Here is a 17,329-nt window from a genome sequence, read left to right on the forward strand (position 1 = left end):
GTCCCGCGGTCACTGCTCCGTCGACGTCGCCTTCAGCGCCAGCCACAGCTCCATCCGTACGTCCGGATCATCCAGCGACCGCCCGAGGATCTCCTCCACCCGCCGCATCCGGTACCGCAGCGTATGCCGGTGCACGCCCAGGTCCGCGGCCGCCGCGTCCCACTGTCCGTGCCGCGAGAGCCACGCCCGCAGCGAGGCCACGAGATCCCCCCGTCCGGTCGCGTCGTGCTCGTGCAGCGCCCGCAGCAGACCGTCCGCGAAGGCCTTCACCGCGTCGTCCGCCAGCAACGGCACCACCGACCCCGCCGCCAGCTGCTCGTGCTCGACACACACCCGCCCCCGGCGCCGCGCGACGGACAGCGCCTGCTCGGCCTGCTTGTAGGCGGCGGCCGCGGCCACCGGCCCGACCGGCGCCGACACCCCCATGACCAGCTCGCCCTCGCCCGCCGCGGCGCCCTGCTCCCCCGCCGCCCGCCCGGCCTCCAGAGCGGCGGCGTGATCCGCGCACGCCCCGACCGCCGCACCCTCGTCCGCGGCCAGCACCACCAGCCGCTCCCCGTCCGGAACCACCAGCACGGCCTCCCCGGCCCGCGCGGCGGCGGACTCCGCGGCCTCGGCGAGGGCACCCAGAAGGTCACCCGGCACCGGAGCCTGCCCCTCCACGGCCATGCGCACGGCGGGCACCGCCTCGGCGACGATCACCCGGAAGGGCGCGTCCAGCAGCGACCCGTACAGATCCCCGGCGACCGCCCGCGCATGGTCCGGCTCCCCCGCCAGCAGCATCCGCAGCACGGCCGCCCCGAGCCGCTGTTCGGCCGCGCGCAGGGACCGGGACCGCTCGGTGGTCAGGGTCAGCAGGGCGATCGCCGAGTGGACGGCGTACCGCTCCGCCGTGCCCGGCGCCGCCGCCGTCCCCACCGCGAGCGCCGCCCGCGGCCGCCGTCCGGTGCCCAGGGAGTGCAGTTCGACACGGTCCTCGTTGTCGGGGCCGCCGACCACGGAGGAGGCCGGCGCGGGCCGCTCCCGCAGCCGCTCCACGTCCGCCGTGAGCCGTGCGGCCCGCCGCCCCGCCCACTCCGGCGCGGTGGCGACGACGGCACCGGACGCGTCGTACAGCGCGGCCCACCCGTCCACCTGCGAGGCGAGCGCGGACAGCAGCCCCTCGGGGCCGTCCGTCAGCGCCTGTCTGGTCAGCTCCCGCTGCGCGGCGAACCCGGCCGTCACCGCCCGGTACTGATCGGCGGCGATGGCCGCGGAGACGGCCTTGCTGATGGCGAGGAAGGGCGTGCGGCGAGGCACTTCGAGCAGCGGGAGCCCCTCGTCCGCGGCGGCGTCGACGAGCGCCCCGGGAATGTCCTCGTAGTTGACCCCGACCGCGAACCCGAGCCCCACGACCCCCGCCCCGACCAGCCGCTTCACATACCGCCGCATCGCCTCCGGATCCTCCGCGTCCAGCTTCAGCGCGGTGATCAGGAGCAGCTCACCGCCCTCCATGTACGGCACGGGGTCGGCGAGCTCGCTGACATGCGCCCAGCGCACGGGGACGTCGAGCCGGTCCGCGCCCGCCCGCACGGTCAGCTTGAGCGCGGAGTGGTGGACGAGCGAGGCGAGCGTGGGTGGCATGGGGCCTTCAGGTCTACGGGGATCAGGTGAGCCTGGTGATCACTTGGCCGCGGTGTATGAGCGGTCTGTGCCGATTCTGCCTCACCGTACGATCCCCCGGTCCCCCGAAGCCGCCGCCTAGCCCCGCAGGTCCACCAGCAGCGGCGGCGCGTGCTCCCCCCTCGCACCGGTCAGCGACAGCACCGCGTGCCCGGGCGGCACGGAGTGCGCCAGCTCGGACGCGGACCACCGCTCCCGCTCGACCTGCCGGACGGTGACGGCCTCGGTCGTCACCGCCTTGCCGGTCACCAGCTTGCGCAGGGCGTGCATGGCCCGGGTCATCGGCTGATCGGCGAAGACCGTGTGCTGGGCGACGTCCTTGGTCTCCACCCACTCGGTGCCCCAGGCGTCGGCGAAGCGGCTGCCGTCCCAGGTCGTCACCCCGGACAGCGCCATCCGGCAGCCGACCGCCCCGAACAGGGGCCCGTGCAACGCCTCCGGAACGTCGGAGACCGTGCGCAGCGCGAGCACGACACCCGCGTTCTGCGAGCGCAGCCGCTGGATCCGCCGCACGGACTCGGGGGTGACGGTGCCGGTGGCGTCGTCGAGGACCAGGGCGGCGAAGTGATCGCGGGCCCCTTCCCGTACGACGGTGGTGAACTGGGCCAGCACCAGCCGGGCGATCAGCCGGGACGCCTCCGCGTGACCGTGCTCGGGCAGGTCGACACGGACCCGCAGGGGGTGATGGGCGAGGGCCCGCAGGGAGAACGGGCGGGGCCCGTCCCCACCGGAGCCCTCCGGACCGCCCTGGCCACCTGGACCGGCCGGACCGGCTGGACCACCTGGACCGCCTGGACCGCCTGGACCGAAGAAGCCGGCGAACGCGGGCCGGTCCAGCAACGCCAGCCGGTCGGCGAGGACGGGACCGGGGTCACCGGGGTTGCCGCTCTGCCGCGCACGGGCGTCGAGCTCGCGACGCATCACCGCGAACCGCTCGTCCGCGAGCCGCGCGCGCAGCTCGGCGAGGGCCCCCGGGTCCCCTTCCAGCAGCTCACGCAGGACAGGCAGGGACGGGAAGTGCCCGTACGCGGCCCGGTGAGGACCGAGGAGCTGGGCGAGGGCCCGTGCCGCGCGCTCGGGGGCCACGGTGTCGAGATCCCCGGCCAGCGCCTCGGCGAGCAGCCCGGCCGCCTCGTCGGGGTCGTCGGTGTCGGCGTACGGGTCCAGGTCGTGCACGGAGCGGGGATCGCCGACGCGCACGACGACGTCGTACGACGAGTCCGCCCCGATCGCCGTACCCGCGCCGCACACCGCGACGACGGCACAGCCGCCGGTGAGCGCGCGCAGCGTGAGGGACTCGACGACCGGGGCGATCACCTGGCGGGTCTTGCCGGCGCCCGAGGGCCCGACGGCCAGCAGCGAGGTGGCGAGGGTCGCCGGCCCGAGAGCCGCGCCCACGCCGCCGTACGCCCGCGGGGTGCGCTCGGCGGTGGCCCACTGTCCGATGCGGACCTGCCCGGTGAGCAGGTCGTGCCGGGCGGTGCGGCCGGACAGGTCGCGGGCGCCGGAGGGGTGGGTGAGCGCGGCGGCGCCCTCGCGCAGCACGGTGTCCGTGAACGCGGTGAGCCGGCCCTGGCTCCGGGCCCGGGCCCAGCCGCGCTCGACACGGGCGCAGTCCACGTCGTTCATCCGCCCGGCCAGCACTTCGGCGGTGAGCACGTCGGCGGCCTGGTGCTGCCCCGCCTCCCGCAGCTCGGGCCAGCGGGCCCGGGGCTGCGCGGCGACGGGCACCGGGTCCTGGCCCTGCCCGGCGCGGCGCCGGGCGGCGAGCCAGGTGCGGGCCAGGGACCACCAGCCGCCGATCCGGGCGAAGGGCCACAGGACGAGGACGGTGATGAGGGCGTAGAGCGCGTCCGTGGCCCACGGCGAGGTGTAGACGCCGTATCCGCCGCTGATCAGGGCGATGAGGGAGAACAGCGGGTTCACGACGGGCAGGGCGTCCCAGCCGACGAGGGGGAAGGCGTCCGGGAAGACGAAACTGAGGGTGATCAGGGCACCCAGGGCGGCCGACAGGGCGCGGGCGGGCTGGGGTTTGCCGCTCACGAGGTGCCGGACGACGGCGGGCCAGCTGCCCAGCCGGGCCACCGTGTAGACGAGCACGGCGAAGAAGAGACCGCTGTAGACCTCCAGCGCCTCCACGCCCGGGTACTCCAGCGACTGCCCCTCCAGCCGCTTCGGCGACGCCATCGTGCCGCCCCACCACCAGTCGTCCGGGGTGAAGAGCCGCAGCAGCGTGAACTGGTACGGGAGCCCGCCGCGCCGCCACAGGGACCACAGCACGAGCGCCACGACGAACGGGATGAGCATGCCGGCCACGGTCAGCGGGCTGAGCCGCTCCGTCCGCGATCCCGCCTTCGGCAGCCGGTACCCGAAGCGCCAGATGCCGGGCCCGGTCTCGGGCCGGGCCTCGTTGAGCCAGTCGGCCACGGACGCGCCCGGGGTGTGCGCCGGCCGCGGTGGCGTCTTCGGCACGTCCGGCGGCCCCGCCGGACGCGGCACGGGATTCGCATGCGTACCCCGCGCGTCCTGCGTCCCGTCCCTGTCCATCGCCCTCGTTCCCTGACCAGCCGTTCCGTCCACCATCAGCCGTCAATCTAACGCCCCCGCAAGGGGAGTTCACCGCTTACGCGGCCGACGTCCGAGGAGCGGACGTACGCGGCCCGTACACCGTCGCTATGTCCACCACGGACAAACCCGCCCCCCGGACAACGCCCACATGGAGCATGCCCACCCCCCGTCCTCCGTCCTAGCCTGCGAGAAAAGAAGAGAAGCGTCCGCAAAGACCCCGTTCGCAACACCCCAGGAGCCCCTCATGAGCGCACTTCCGCAGGAGCGCCGGATCGTCACCGCCATCCCCGGCCCGAAGTCGCAGGAGCTGCAGGCCCGCCGCCTCCAAGCGGTCGCGCAGGGCGTGGGCTCGGTGCTGCCCGTGTTCACCGCGCGGGCGGGTGGCGGCATCATCGAGGACGTCGACGGCAACCGCCTGATCGACTTCGGTTCCGGCATCGCGGTGACGTCCGTCGGCGCCTCCGCCGAGGCCGTCGTACGCCGGGCCTCCGCCCAGCTCGCCGACTTCACCCACACCTGTTTCATGGTCACGCCGTACGAGGGTTACGTCGAGGTCGCCGAGGCGCTCGCCGAGCTCACGCCGGGTGACCACGCCAAGAAGTCCGCGCTGTTCAACAGCGGTGCCGAGGCCGTCGAGAACGCCGTCAAGATCGCCCGTGCGTACACCAAGCGCCAGGCCGTCGTCGTCTTCGACCACGGCTACCACGGCCGCACGAACCTCACGATGGCGCTGACCGCGAAGAACATGCCGTACAAGCACGGCTTCGGTCCCTTCGCGCCCGAGGTGTACCGCGTCCCGGTCGCCTACGGCTACCGCTGGCCGACCGGTCCGGAGAACGCCGGCCCCGAGGCCGCCGCGCAGGCCATCGACCAGATCACCAAGCAGGTCGGCCCGGACAACGTCGCCGCGATCATCATCGAGCCGGTGCTCGGCGAGGGCGGCTTCATCGAGCCGGCCAAGGGCTTCCTGCCGGCGCTCAGCGAGTTCGCGAAGGACAACGGCATCGTCTTCGTCGCCGACGAGATCCAGTCCGGCTTCTGCCGTACCGGCCAGTGGTTCGCGTGCGAGGACGAGGGCATCGTCCCGGACCTGATCACCACCGCCAAGGGCATCGCGGGCGGTCTGCCGCTCGCCGCCGTGACCGGCCGCGCCGAGATCATGGACGCCGCGCACGCCGGTGGCCTGGGCGGCACGTACGGCGGCAACCCGGTCGCCTGTGCCGGTGCGCTCGGCTCGATCGAGACGATGAAGGAGCTCGACCTCAACGCCCGGGCGAAGGACATCGAGGCCACCATGAAGGCCCGCCTGACCGCGATGGCCGAGAAGTTCGACATCATCGGCGACATCCGCGGCCGTGGCGCGATGATCGCCATCGAACTCGTCAAGGACCGCGCGACCAAGGAGCCCAACCCGGAGGCGACCGCCGCCCTCGCCAAGGCCTGCCACCAGGAGGGCCTGCTGGTCCTTACCTGTGGCACCTACGGCAATGTGCTGCGTTTCCTGCCGCCGCTGGTCATCGGCGAGGACCTCCTCAACGAGGGCCTCGACATCATCGAACAGGCCTTCGCACGCATCTGACGCCCCACGGAGACCACGGAGCGGAATCCGCCCCAGGTCACACCCGTCGCACCCGCCCCAGCCCCGGATTCACAGCGGATTCCGGGTCTGGGGCGGCCTCCGTCAGAGGGTGTGAAGAACGTGTGCGGGGTATCTGTCAGGTCGTGATTCCGGCTGTCGCAGCCCCATCGGCTGCCGTAGGTTCTACCCAGATGAGAGATACACCCCGCCCACAGGGGACTGTGGGCGACATCAGGCCGGGGCCTCCCCAGCTTCGACCTGGTCGTGCCCTCGCGCACACAACCGGAGCCTCCGGCTCCGGATCTCCTCACCGATCGGACGGTCGCCCGCCCCAAACCCCCCGGGGCGCGCGACGATCCGGTCCGGACGGCCGCCTCGGAACCACCCCCCCTGTTCCGGGGCGGCCGACCTCCTTCTTTCTCTTCCTTCTTCTCGGCCTCCCGGCCGTCCTCTTCGCGCTGATCACCTGGCAGGTCGTCGAGGACGGCCCTCTGGTGCGCCTGGACGAACGCGTCAGCCGCGCCCTGGTCCGCCCCGACCGCGCCTCGGAACTCCTCGCCGACCTCGGCAACGTCCAGGTCGCGGTCCCGGTCCTGGCCGTGGCGCTCGGATACGCGGCCTGGCGGGCCCGCCGCGCCGGTACAGACCGCTGGTGGCAGCCCTCCGCCGCGGCCGCGCTGCTGATGGCCCTGGTCCCCGCCCTGATCGTCCCGATCAAGGAACTCACCGACCGCCCGGGCACCCCGGTCGTACCGCCGGCCACCGGCTACTACCCCTCCGGCCACACGGCCACGGCAGCCGTCGCCTACGGCGCCGCGGCCCTGCTCCTCCTCCCCCGCCTGCGCACCCCATGGGCCCGCCGCACGATCGTGTTCCTCTACGGCGTCCTCGTCCTCGGCGTCTCCTACGGCCTGGTCCGCCGCGGCTACCACTGGCCACTGGACGTCGTGGCCAGCTGGTGCCTCTCCACGGTCCTGCTCACCGGCTACGCCCTGGCGGTCAGCCGAAATACCCGTCGAACGTCCGCTGGAACTCCCAGCTCCCGTACCGGTCCCAGTTGATCGACCAGGTCATCAGACCGCGCAGGGCGGGCCAGGTGCCGTGGGTGGGGTACGAGCCGCAGTTCGTCTTCTTCGTCAGGCAGTCGAGGGTCTTGGTGACCTCGGCGGGAGGCACGTGTCCGTTGCCGGCGTTCGTGGACGCCGGCATGCCGATGGCCACCTGGTCGGGGCGCAGGGGCGGGAAGATGTTGTTCGCGTCGCCCGCGACCGGGAAGCCGGTGAGCAGCATGTCGGTCATGGCGATGTGGAAGTCGGCGCCGCCCATGGAGTGGTACTGGTTGTCGAGGCCCATGATCGGGCCCGAGTTGTAGTCCTGGACGTGCAGCAGCGTCAGGTCGTCGCGCAGCGCGTGGATCACCGGGAGATACGCGCCCGCCCGCGGGTCCTGGCCGCCCCACTTGCCGGTGCCGTAGTACTGGTAGCCGAGCTGGACGAAGAAGGTCTCGGGGGCCATCGTCAGCACGAACCGGGAGCCGTACTTCGCCTTGAGGGTCTTCACCGCCGAGATCAGGTTCACGATCACCGGGGTCCTGGGGTTCTTGAAGTCGGTGTCGTCGGCGTTGAGGGAGAGCGAGTGGCCCTCGAAGTCGATGTCCAGGCCGTCGAGTCCGTAGGTGTCGATGATCTTCGACACCGAGGTGACGAAGGCGTCCCGGGCCGCCGTGGTCGTCAGCTGGACCTGGCCGTTCTGGCCGCCGATGGATATCAGCACCTTCTTGCCGGCCGCCTGCTTGGCCTTGATCGCCGCCTTGAACTCGGCGTCGCTCTCGACGCCCGGGCACTCGGCGACCGGGCAGCGGTCGAAGCGGATGTCCCCGGAGGTGACGGTGGTCGGCTCGCCGAAGGCCAGGTCGATGACGTCCCAGCTGTCGGGGACGTCGGCCAGGCGTGTGTAGCCGGAGCCGTTGGCGAAACTGGCGTGGAGGTAGCCGACCAGGGCGTGGGCGGGGAGGTCCGTCGAGCCGCCGGAGCCCGCGGTGGTGGTCGCGGTGACGGTGGCCGACTTCGCGGACTCGCCGGCGTCGTTGAGCGCGGTGACCTGGAAGCTGTACGCGGTCGACGGGGAGAGCCCGGCGATCGTGGCCGAGGTCCCGCTCGCCGTCTGGACTCTGGTGCCGTCGCGGTGGACGGCGTAGCCCGTCGCTCCGGTGACCGCCGACCAGGACAGGGCGACGCTGGAGGAGGTGACCGTGCCTGCCTTCAGACCGGTCGGGGCGGCAGGCGGCTGGCCCGCTTCGGCTCCGGGGCCGATCAGGGAGATGTCGTCGGCGTGGTACGCGCCGGTCCCGTACCAGCCGTGGGTGTAGATCGTGACCTTGGTGGTGGACGCGCCGGTGCGGAAGGTCGTGGTGAGCTGCTGCCAGTTCGGGGCGGACTGGGTCCAGGCGGAGACGTCGGTGGTGCCGGTGCCGCTCGCGCCGAGGTAGACGTAGGAGCCTCGGACGTATCCGGAGAGGGTGTACTGGGAGTCGGGCTTCACGGTCACCGTCTGGGCGCAGCGGGCGTTGTCGCTGCCGGCCGGGGTCGCCTGGAGTGCGGAGGCGCCACTGCGTACGGGGCTGCTCACCGTCGTACCGGCGGAACAGGTCCAGGCGTCGAGGCCCGCCTCGAAGCCGCCGTTGCGTGCGAGGTCCGCGTCGGCCGCACGGGCGGCCGACGAGAGCGCGGTGATGCCGCCTGCGGCCAGCAGCGTGGCCGTGAGGGCGGCGACGAGAGGTCTGGAGCGTTCCACAAGTGCCTCCGGAACTGGGGGAATTGGAGGGGTGGAGCGCGCCCAATTTGGTCCAGACCAATTAAGTTGTCAAGACCTCCCGTGCCCGGCTGTCCCGTGCCCGGCTATCCGTCCCCCTCCGTCGCCAGACCCGCCGCCGCCTCGTGCATCGCCAGTTCGAGGAGTGCCGGGTCGGTGAGGGTGCCAGACCCGTCCGGGGGCACCAGCCAGCGGACGCCGCCGGTGGAACGCCCCGGGTACGGCACCACGATCCAGGTGCCGGCCCCGGCCGTACGGATGCCCGTGCCGACCCAGCGTGCGGCGGTACCGGGTGCCACGAAGAAGCCCATCCGGGCGTCGCCGAAGTCGACCAGCACCGGGCCGGGCTGGTCGATGATGCGGGTGAGGACGTCGAGCGTGGGATAACCGAGCTCACCCGGCAGGATGAGCACGTCCCAGGCCTTGCCGGCGGGCAGCAGCGCGACCCCGAGGGGATTGCGCTCCCACTCCCAGCGGCAGGCCTCGGGATCGGGCGCCACCGATGCCAGCCACTCGACCGCCGTCTTCGCCCCAGTCATGAGAAGACCTCCCTGTTCCTTCGCGGACGCGGATCGCGCCCACGGGGGAGAGGGAGGTCCCGGCCAGGCATTACGCGGGTTTCGACACCCTGTTGGAGTGAAATGGGTCACTCTCGCCGGAGAGGTCGCCCGTCGGGTGAGCGGTCAGCTGTCGAAGCCCAGGCCCAGTCTGTCCATCGTCTTCAGCCACAGGTTGCGGCGGCCGCCGTGTGAGTCCGCGCGGGCCAGGGACCACTTGGTCAGGGCGATGCCGGTCCAGGCGAACGGTTCGGGCGGGAAGGGCAGGGGCTTCTTGCGGACCATCTCCAGGGAGGTGCGTTCCGTGGTCTCGCCGTCCAGGAGGTCCAGCATCACGTCGGCGCCGAAGCGGGTCGCGCCGACTCCCAGGCCCGTGTAGCCCGCCGCGTAGGCCACGTTCCCCTGGTGGGCTGTGCCGAAGAACGCCGAGAAGCGCGAGCAGGTGTCGATCGCGCCGCCCCACGCGTGGGTGAAGCGGACGTCTTCGAGCTGCGGGAAGCAGGTGAAGAAGTGCTCGGCGAGCTTGGCGTACGTCTCCGGGCGGTCGTCGTACTCGGCGCGCACCCGGCCGCCGTAGTGGTGGACCGCGTCGTAGCCGCCCCACAGGATGCGGTTGTCGGCGGACAGCCGGAAGTAGTGGAACTGGTTCGCCGAGTCGCCCAGGCCCTGGCGGTTCTTCCAGCCGATCGCCGCGAGCTGCTCGCCGCTGAGCGGCTCGGTCATCAGCGCGTAGTCGTAGACCGGGACGGTGTACGACCGGACCCTCTTGACCAGGTTCGGGAAGATGTTGGTGCCGAGCGCGACCTTGCGGGCCCGGACCGAGCCGTAGGGGGTGCGTACGGCCATGCCCGCGCCGTAGGGCTTCAGCGTCAGGGCGGGGGTGTGCTCGTGGACGCGGACGCCGAGTTGCACACAGGCCCGCTTCAGGCCCCAGGCGAGCTTCGCCGGGTTGAGCATGGCGACGCCGCGGCGGTCGTACAGGCCCGCCTGGAATGTCGGTGAGTCGACTTGTTCCCGTACCGCCTCGGCGTCCAGGAACTCCACGCCCTCGGCGAGGCCCTGGCGCTCCATCTCCTCGTACCAGTCGCGCAGTTCCCACGCCTGGTACGTCTCGGTCGCGACGTCGATCTCGCCGGTGCGCTCGAAGTCGCAGTCGAGGGAGTAGCGGGCGACCGCCTTCTCGATCTCGTCGAGATTGCGGGCGCCCAGCTCCTCCAGCTTGTGGATCTCGTCCGGCCAGCGGGTCAGCCCGTTGCCCAGACCGTGCGTGAGGGAGGCGGCGCAGAAACCGCCGTTGCGGCCCGAGGCGGCCCAGCCCACCTCACGGCCCTCCAGCAGGACCACGTCCCGCTGCGGGTCGCGCTCCTTGGCGAGGAGCGCGGTCCACAGTCCGCTGTAGCCACCGCCGACGACCAGCAGGTCGCAGGTCTCGGCGCCGGTGAGGGCGGGTTCGGGGCGGGGCTTGCCGGGGTCGTCCAGCCAGTACGGGACCGGCTGGGCGTCGGAAAGGGATTTCATCCAGTTACTGCCACGGCTCATGGCGCTTGGGGCCATGATTTCAACTCCCTACAGAGGGTTCTCTGAAAGGCTTATGCCTTTTGCTTGTTACGGCGATTACTGATGACCATAGAGGTCAGGACGAGCAGTACGGCGACCAGGAACATGGCCGTACCGATCACATTGATCTGAACGGGTGTGCCGCGCTGTGCCGAGCCCCAGACGAACATGGGGAAGGTGACGGTCGAGCCCGCGTTGAAATTGGTGATGATGAAATCGTCGAAGGAGAGCGCGAAGGCCAGCAGCGCGCCCGCCGCGATTCCCGGTGCCGCGATCGGCAGGGTGACCCTGACGAAGGTCTGGAACGGGCCGGCGTAGAGGTCCTGCGCGGCCTGCTCCAGCCTCGGGTCCATCGACATCACGCGCGCCTTGACGGCGGTGACGACGAAGCTGAGGCAGAACATGATGTGGGCGATGAGGATCGTCCAGAAGCCGAGCTGCGCGCCCATGTTGAGGAACAGGGTGAGCAGCGAGGCGGCCATGACGACCTCGGGCATCGCCATCGGCAGGAAGATCAGCGAGTTCACGGCGCCGCGGGCCCGGAAGCGGTAGCGGACCAGCGCGAAGGCGATCATCGTGCCGAGGACGGTGGCGCCGATCGTGGCCCAGAACGCGATCTGGAGACTGATCGACAGCGAGCCGCACATGTCGGCGACACCGCACGGGTCCTTCCAGGCGTCCAGGGAGAACTGCTGCCATTCGTAGTTGAAGCGCCCCTTCGGATTGTTGAAGGAGAACACCGTCACGACGACGTTCGGCAGCAGGAGATATCCGAGCGTCAGCAGTCCGGCGATGACGACGAATTTACGCTTGAGCCAGTTGACGAAGGCCATTTAAACCAGATCCTCCGTTCCGGACCTGCGGATGTAGACCGTGACCATGACGAGGATGGCGGCCATCAGGATGAAGGAGAGTGCCGCGGCCGTCGGATAGTCCAGAATCCGCAGGAACTGGGACTGGATGACGTTTCCGACCATGCGGGTGTCCGTCGAGCCGAGCAGGTCGGCGTTGACGTAGTCACCGGCGGCCGGGATGAAGGTCAGCAGCGTGCCGGAGACGACGCCCGGCATCGACAGCGGGAAGGTCACCTTCCGGAAGGTCGTGACCGGCTTGGCGTACAGGTCGCCCGCGGCCTCGTGGAGGCGGGTGTCGATGCGCTCCAGAGAGGTGTACAGCGGCAGGATCATGAACGGCAGGAAGTTGTACGTCAGACCGCACACCACCGCCAGCGGCGTGGCCAGCACACGGTCGCCGGAGGTCCAGCCGAGCCAGCTGGTGACGTCCAGGACGTGCAGTGTGTTGAGGGCGCCGACGACCGGGCCGCCGTCCGCGAGGATCGTCTTCCAGGCGAGGGTGCGGATCAGGAAGCTGGTGAAGAACGGCGCGATCACCAGGATCATGATCAGGTTCCGCCAGCGGCCCGCGCGGAACGCGATCAGATACGCCAGCGGGTAGCCGAGGACCAGGCACAGGATCGTCGCCGAACCCGCGTACAGGATCGAGCGCAGATACTGCGGCCAGTACTCGGACAGCGCGTCCCAGTAGGTGGCGAAGTGCCAGGTGACCTTGTAGCCCTCCTCCAGGGAGCCCGTCTGCACGGACGTGGAGGCCTGGTAGATCATCGGCAGCGCGAAGAAGACCAGCAGCCACAGGATGCCGGGCAGCAGCAGCCAGTACGGCACGAGACGGCCGCGCCTCCGCGCGGCCTTCTTCTCGGGCGCGGTCGGGGTCGGAGGCGGCGGCGCCTCGGTGAGGGTCGTCATCAGACCGCCGCCGCTTCGTCGAGGCCGGCGTCGATGTCCTGGGCGGCGTCCAGGCCGAAGGTGTGGGCCGGGCTCCAGTGCAGGACGACGTCGGCGCCGGGCACGAGCCGGGAGTCCCGCTCGATGTTCTGGACGTAGACCTCGAACTCGGGGCAGACCGCGCTGTCGATGACGTACTGCGTGGAGACCCCGATGAAACTGCCGTTGGCGATCTTGCCGGTGATGCGGTTGCGGTCCTCGGGGATCTCACCGGCGTCGTCGGCGTGGGTGAGGGAGATCTTCTCCGGGCGGACGCCGACCAGCACCTTGCCGCCGGTCGCCGTGGGCGCGGAACATCGCGACTCGGGCAGGACGAGCTTGCCGCCGCCGGCCTTCAGGACGATGTCGTCGCCGTTCTTCGTGTCGACCTCGGCCTCGATCAGGTTCGAGGTGCCGAGGAAGTTGGCGACGAACGTGGTGTTGGGGTTCTCGTACAGGTCGCTCGGCGAGCCGAGCTGCTCGACCCGGCCCGCGTTCATCACGGCGACCGTGTCGGCCATGGTCATGGCCTCCTCCTGGTCGTGCGTGACATGGATGAACGTGATGCCGACCTCGGTCTGGATGCGCTTGAGCTCCAGCTGCATCTGGCGGCGCAGCTTGAGGTCGAGGGCGCCGAGGGGCTCGTCGAGGAGGAGCACCTTGGGGGTGTTGATCAGCGCGCGGGCCACGGCGACACGCTGCTGCTGGCCGCCGGAGAGCTGGTGCGGCTTCTTGCGCGCCTGCTCGCCGAGCTGGACGAGCTCCAGCATGTCCTCGACCTGCTTCTTCACCGACTTGATGCCGCGCCGGCGCAGACCGAAGGCGACGTTCTCGAAGATGTCGAGGTGCGGGAAGAGGGCGTAGGACTGGAAGACGGTGTTCACCGGCCGCTTGTAGGGCGGCAGGTCGGTCACGTCCTGCTCGCCGAGCGAGACGGTGCCCGTGGTGGGTTCCTCCAGGCCCGCGATCATCCGCAGGGTGGTGGTCTTGCCGCAGCCGGAGGCGCCGAGCAGGGCGAAGAAGGAGCCCTGCGGCACGGTCAGGTCCAGCGGCTGTACGGCGGTGAAGCCGTTGTCGTACGTCTTGCTGATGCCGGAGAGACGGACGTCGCCGCTGCCCTCGGTGTTCTTGTTCGTCACGGTGGTCACGCCCCAGTCAGCTTCGCGAACTTCTCTTCGAACTCGGTCTCTTCCTTCGAGCTCAGCGAGCGGAAGGCGTGGGACTTCGCGGCCATGGCCTTGTCCGGGATGATCAGCGGGTTGTTCGCCGCATCCGGGTCGAGCTTCTCCAGCTCGGCCTTCACCCCGTCGACGGGCGTCACGTAGTTGATGTACGCGGCGAGCTCGGCGGCCGGCTTGGGCTCGTAGTAGTAGTCGATGAGCCGCTCGGCGTTCGTCTTGTGACGGGCCTTGTTGGGGATCAGGAAGTTGTCGGTCGACGTGATGTACCCGCTGTCCGGGATCAGGAAGTCGATGTCCGGGCTGTCCGCCTTCAGCTGGACGACGTCACCGGCCCAGGCGATACAGGCGGCGAAGTCGCCGCTGCTCAGGTCGGAGGTGTAGTCGTTGCCGGTGAAGCGGCGGATCTGCCCCTTGTCGACGGCCTTCTGGATCCGGGCGATCGCCGCGTCGTAGTCGTCGGCGGTGAACTTGCCCGGGTCCTTGCCCATGTCGAGCAGGGTCATGCCGATGCTGTCGCGCATCTCCGACAGGAAGCCGACCTTGCCCTTGAGCTTGGGGTTGTCGAGCAGGTCGGAGAGGGACTTCACCTCGACGCCGTCGAGGGACTTCTTGTTGTACGCGATGACGGTCGAGATGCCCTGCCACACATACGAGTAGGCGCGGCCGGGGTCCCAGTCGGGGTTGCGGAACTGCGCCGACAGGTTGGTGTACGCATGGGGCAGGTTCGCCGGGTCCAGTTTCTGGACCCACCCGAGGCGGATGAGGCGGGCCGCGAGCCAGTCGGTGAGGACGATGATGTCGCGGCCGGTGTCCTGGCCGGCGGCGAGCTGCGGCTTGATCTTGCCGAAGAACTCGACGTTGTCGTTGATGTCCTCGGTGTACTTGACCGTGATGCCGGTGCGCTGCTTGAACTGGTCGAGCGTGGGGTGGCGCTTCTCGCTCTCGTCCACGTCGATGTACTCGGTCCAGTTGGAGAAGTTGACGACCTTCTCCTTGGCCGAGTGGTCCTCCGCGGAGACTCCGCCCTTGGTGTTGCCGGCCGCGGGGATACCGCAGCCGGTCAGGGCCCCGAGGCCGCCGACCGCGAGCGCGCCGCCCGCGGAGGCGCGCAACAGGGACCGCCGGGTCATGGCGGCCCGGCCGCCCTGGAAGCTGCGCCGCATGGCGGCCACTTGGGCCGGACTCAGGCGGTCGGGCTCGTACTGCTCCATGCGCGTGGTGCCCTTTCGGGAGGGTCGGCCGCGGGTCGGGCGGCCTGGCTTCTTCACCCGGCGGTAGCCGGCTCCATCGGATGTCCGGCCACCGCCGGGCGGTGCCTAGGGTCGGTCCCCGAAGATGGTGCGGTGCCAGTCCTTCCTGGCGACCGCCGTATTGTCGAACATGACGTGCTTGATCTGGGTGTACTCCTCGAACGAGTACGAGGACATGTCCTTGCCGAAGCCGGACGCCTTGTATCCGCCGTGGGGCATCTCGCTGATGATCGGGATGTGGTCGTTGATCCATACGCAGCCCGCCTTGATCTCGCGGGTGGCGCGGCCCGCCCGGTAGACGTCGCGGCTCCAGGCGGAGGCGGCGAGTCCGTACGGGGTGTCGTTGGCGAGCCGGATCCCCTCGTCATCGCTGTCGAAGGGCAGGACCACGAGGACCGGTCCGAAGAGTTCGGACTGGACGATCTCGCTGTCCTGGGCGGCGTCCGCGACCAGGGTGGGGAGATAGTACGCGCCGTTCTTGAGATCTCCCTGAGGAGCCTCGCCGCCGGTCACCACGCGCGCGTAGCCGCGCGCACGCTCGACGAATCCGGCGACCCGGTCCCGCTGGACGTGCGAGATGAGGGGGCCGAGATCGGTACCGGGGGCGAAGGGGTCACCGAGCCGGACCTGGGCCATGAGCTCGGCCGTCCTCTCCACGAACGCCTCGTAGAGCGGCCGCTGCACGTACGCGCGCGTGGCGGCCGTGCAGTCCTGGCCGGTGTTGATGAGCGAGCCCGCGACGGCGCCGTTGACGGCGGCGTCCAGGTCGGCGTCGTCGAAGACCACGAAGGGCGCCTTGCCGCCGAGCTCCAGGTGGATGCGCTTGACGGTGGCGGTGGCGATCTCGGCGACCCGCTTGCCGACGGCGGTGGACCCGGTGAAGGAGGTCATGGCGACGTCGGGGTGGCCCACGAGGTGCTCGCCGGCCTCCTTCCCGGTGCCGGTGACGATGTTGATGACACCGTCGGGGATCCCGGCGTCGGTGGCGGCCTGCGCGAACAGCAGCGAGGTCAGGGGGGTGAGCTCGGCGGGCTTGAGCACGATCGTGTTGCCCGCGGCGATCGCCGGGAGGACCTTCCAGGCGGCCATCTGGAGCGGGTAGTTCCAGGGTGCGATGGAACCGACGACACCGATGGGCTCGCGGCGGACGTACGAGGTGTGGTCGCCGGAGTACTCGCCGGCCGACTGGCCCTGGAGGTGGCGGGCCGCGCCCGCGAAGAAGGCGGTGTTGTCGATGGTCCCCGGCACGTCGAACTCACGCGTCAGCTTCAGCGGCTTGCCGCACTGGAGGGACTCGGCGCGGGCGAAGTCCTCGGCACGGTCGGCGAGCACGGCGGCGAAACGATGCAGCGCGTCCGAGCGTTCGCCGGGTGTCGTGGCGGCCCAGGCCGGGAAGGCCTCGCGCGCGGCGGCGACGGCCGCGTCGACGTCGGCCGCGCTCGCCAGTTCGTAGGTGTAGACCTCCTCGCCGGTCGCGGGGTCGACGACCGCGTGCGTCCGTCCTGAGGTGCCCTTCGTGAGGCGGCCCGCGATGAACTGCGCACCGTCCGCGAAGCGCTCCTGCGCGGGGAATCGGTCCGGGGTGGCGTTGCCCGGGTTGTGCATGTCGCTCTCCTCCGCCGCCGGCCCACGATTCCCGCAGGCGGGGCGTGGCTCCAGCTCGATTTGAGTGCCGATCCTGACAGAGCAAGTGGCGTCCGACAAGGGATTCCGTTGTTGCCTTTTAGTTACGCGACGAAATCTGTCGACCAGGTGTCGAGCCAGCATGGAAAAGCCAGGACGGAGTGTCAGTGGTGCCTGCCAGACTCGCATGCATGACGAAGATCGATTCTCGGGACACCCTGGTCAGGGCGGTCCGTACGGGGGCGAGGGTCAAGTACCTCCACTTCTGGGGACACCGCCCGCTGCCGGACGGCCGGATCGGGGCGAGCTGTCTGAGCCAGTGGTGGCCGTCACCGTTCGTGGTGGACTCGGTGACCTATGCGACCGCCGAGCACTGGATGATGGCGGGCAAGGCACGGCTGTTCGGCGACGCGGAGGCGGAACGGCGGGTGCTGGCCGCGGGACATCCTTCGGTGGCGAAGAAGGAAGGGCGGCTGGTCCGGGGCTTCGACGAGGCGACCTGGGAGCAGGAGCGCTTCGGGATCGTCGTCGAGGGCAGCGTGCACAAGTTCGACGCGGACGACGGGCTGCGGTCGTTTCTCCTGGGCACGGGAGAGCGGGTACTGGTGGAGGCGAGCCCGGTGGACCGGGTATGGGGGATCGGCCTCACGGCCACGGACGAGGGGGCGCTGGATCCGGAGCGGTGGCGGGGGCCGAATCTGCTGGGGTTCGCGTTGATGGAGGCGCGGGATCGGTTGCGGGGGGCCGGCGGCGTGTAGGT

At 70.6% G+C, this 17,329-nt stretch carries 13 protein-coding genes; 3 read left to right on the plus strand and 10 right to left on the minus strand.

Features of this window, described 5'->3' with window-relative positions:
- Positions 1-9: 9 nt before the first annotated feature.
- Both HLK59_RS39640 and HLK59_RS39645 read right to left on the minus strand, forming a co-directional pair.
- A complete protein-coding gene (locus HLK59_RS39640; protein WP_171146494.1) occupies positions 10-1,623 on the minus strand; it encodes a PucR family transcriptional regulator in 1,614 nt (537 codons plus the stop codon).
- 117 nt (positions 1,624-1,740) lie between these two features.
- On the minus strand, positions 1,741-4,209 hold the full coding sequence (locus HLK59_RS39645) for an ATP/GTP-binding protein (protein ID WP_171146495.1): 2,469 nt from the start codon (positions 4,207-4,209) through the stop codon (positions 1,741-1,743).
- A 265-nt stretch (positions 4,210-4,474) separates the two neighbouring features.
- Between HLK59_RS39645 and gabT the strand changes: the two genes are divergently transcribed.
- Together gabT and HLK59_RS39655 are read left to right on the plus strand one after the other, a co-directional pair.
- Positions 4,475-5,809 (plus strand): 4-aminobutyrate--2-oxoglutarate transaminase, encoded by a 1,335-nt coding sequence (gene gabT / locus HLK59_RS39650; RefSeq protein WP_171146496.1) that lies wholly within the window; start codon positions 4,475-4,477, stop codon positions 5,807-5,809.
- 221 nt (positions 5,810-6,030) lie between these two features.
- Positions 6,031-6,870, plus strand: a complete 840-nt coding sequence (locus tag HLK59_RS39655) for a phosphatase PAP2 family protein (RefSeq protein ID WP_346779919.1) — start codon at positions 6,031-6,033, stop codon at positions 6,868-6,870.
- On the opposite strand, the gene HLK59_RS39660 is transcribed toward HLK59_RS39655, so the two are convergent.
- The 8 genes from HLK59_RS39660 to HLK59_RS39695 all read right to left on the minus strand — a co-directional run bounded on the left by HLK59_RS39660 (position 6,809) and on the right by HLK59_RS39695 (position 16,551).
- Entirely contained in the window at positions 6,809-8,602 is a 1,794-nt protein-coding gene (locus HLK59_RS39660) for a glycoside hydrolase family 18 protein (RefSeq protein WP_171146498.1), read from the minus strand. The genes HLK59_RS39655 and HLK59_RS39660 overlap by 62 nt on opposite strands.
- A gap of 104 nt (positions 8,603-8,706) precedes the next feature.
- Positions 8,707-9,159, minus strand: coding sequence for a hypothetical protein (locus HLK59_RS39665; RefSeq protein ID WP_171146499.1), 453 nt, complete (start codon positions 9,157-9,159; stop codon positions 8,707-8,709).
- Positions 9,160-9,303: 144 nt separating this feature from the next.
- Positions 9,304-10,731, minus strand: coding sequence for an FAD-dependent oxidoreductase (locus tag HLK59_RS39670; protein WP_171146500.1), 1,428 nt, complete (start codon positions 10,729-10,731; stop codon positions 9,304-9,306).
- Between the two features lie 35 nt (positions 10,732-10,766).
- Entirely contained in the window at positions 10,767-11,567 is an 801-nt protein-coding gene (locus HLK59_RS39675; protein ID WP_171146501.1) for an ABC transporter permease, read from the minus strand.
- Complete coding sequence (locus HLK59_RS39680) at positions 11,568-12,497, minus strand: ABC transporter permease (RefSeq protein WP_171146502.1); 930 nt, start codon at positions 12,495-12,497, stop codon at positions 11,568-11,570.
- Complete coding sequence (locus HLK59_RS39685) at positions 12,497-13,663, minus strand: ABC transporter ATP-binding protein (protein WP_171146503.1); 1,167 nt, start codon at positions 13,661-13,663, stop codon at positions 12,497-12,499. Before HLK59_RS39685 ends, HLK59_RS39680 begins: the two co-directional genes overlap by 1 nt.
- On the minus strand, positions 13,660-14,907 hold the full coding sequence (locus HLK59_RS39690) for a spermidine/putrescine ABC transporter substrate-binding protein (protein WP_171146504.1): 1,248 nt from the start codon (positions 14,905-14,907) through the stop codon (positions 13,660-13,662). Before HLK59_RS39690 ends, HLK59_RS39685 begins: the two co-directional genes overlap by 4 nt.
- A 105-nt stretch (positions 14,908-15,012) precedes the next feature.
- Positions 15,013-16,551, minus strand: coding sequence for a gamma-aminobutyraldehyde dehydrogenase (locus tag HLK59_RS39695; RefSeq protein ID WP_171146505.1), 1,539 nt, complete (start codon positions 16,549-16,551; stop codon positions 15,013-15,015).
- Between the two features lie 209 nt (positions 16,552-16,760).
- Here HLK59_RS39695 and HLK59_RS39700 point away from each other — a divergent pair, with 209 nt between their 5' ends.
- Positions 16,761-17,327, plus strand: coding sequence for an NADAR family protein (locus tag HLK59_RS39700; RefSeq protein ID WP_171146506.1), 567 nt, complete (start codon positions 16,761-16,763; stop codon positions 17,325-17,327).
- Positions 17,328-17,329 lie beyond the last annotated feature (2 nt).

Origin of the sequence: Streptomyces sp. S3(2020), assembly GCF_013044505.1 — a bacterium.
Taxonomy (GTDB): Bacteria; Actinomycetota; Actinomycetes; order Streptomycetales; family Streptomycetaceae; genus Streptomyces.

Excerpts from the sequence above, each read along its gene's own strand:
- HLK59_RS39640 (WP_171146494.1), bottom strand. The coding sequence starts at position 1,623 with ATGCCACCCACGCTCGCCTCGCTCGTCCACCACTCCGCGCTCAAGCTG.
- HLK59_RS39645 (WP_171146495.1), bottom strand. The coding sequence starts at position 4,209 with ATGGACAGGGACGGGACGCAGGACGCGCGGGGTACGCATGCGAATCCC.
- gabT (WP_171146496.1), top strand. The coding sequence starts at position 4,475 with ATGAGCGCACTTCCGCAGGAGCGCCGGATCGTCACCGCCATCCCCGGC.
- HLK59_RS39665 (WP_171146499.1), bottom strand. The coding sequence starts at position 9,159 with ATGACTGGGGCGAAGACGGCGGTCGAGTGGCTGGCATCGGTGGCGCCC.
- HLK59_RS39670 (WP_171146500.1), bottom strand. The coding sequence starts at position 10,731 with ATGGCCCCAAGCGCCATGAGCCGTGGCAGTAACTGGATGAAATCCCTT.
- HLK59_RS39675 (WP_171146501.1), bottom strand. The coding sequence starts at position 11,567 with ATGGCCTTCGTCAACTGGCTCAAGCGTAAATTCGTCGTCATCGCCGGA.
- HLK59_RS39680 (WP_171146502.1), bottom strand. The coding sequence starts at position 12,497 with ATGACGACCCTCACCGAGGCGCCGCCGCCTCCGACCCCGACCGCGCCC.
- HLK59_RS39690 (WP_171146504.1), bottom strand. The coding sequence starts at position 14,907 with ATGGAGCAGTACGAGCCCGACCGCCTGAGTCCGGCCCAAGTGGCCGCC.
- HLK59_RS39695 (WP_171146505.1), bottom strand. The coding sequence starts at position 16,551 with ATGCACAACCCGGGCAACGCCACCCCGGACCGATTCCCCGCGCAGGAG.
- HLK59_RS39700 (WP_171146506.1), top strand. The coding sequence starts at position 16,761 with ATGACGAAGATCGATTCTCGGGACACCCTGGTCAGGGCGGTCCGTACG.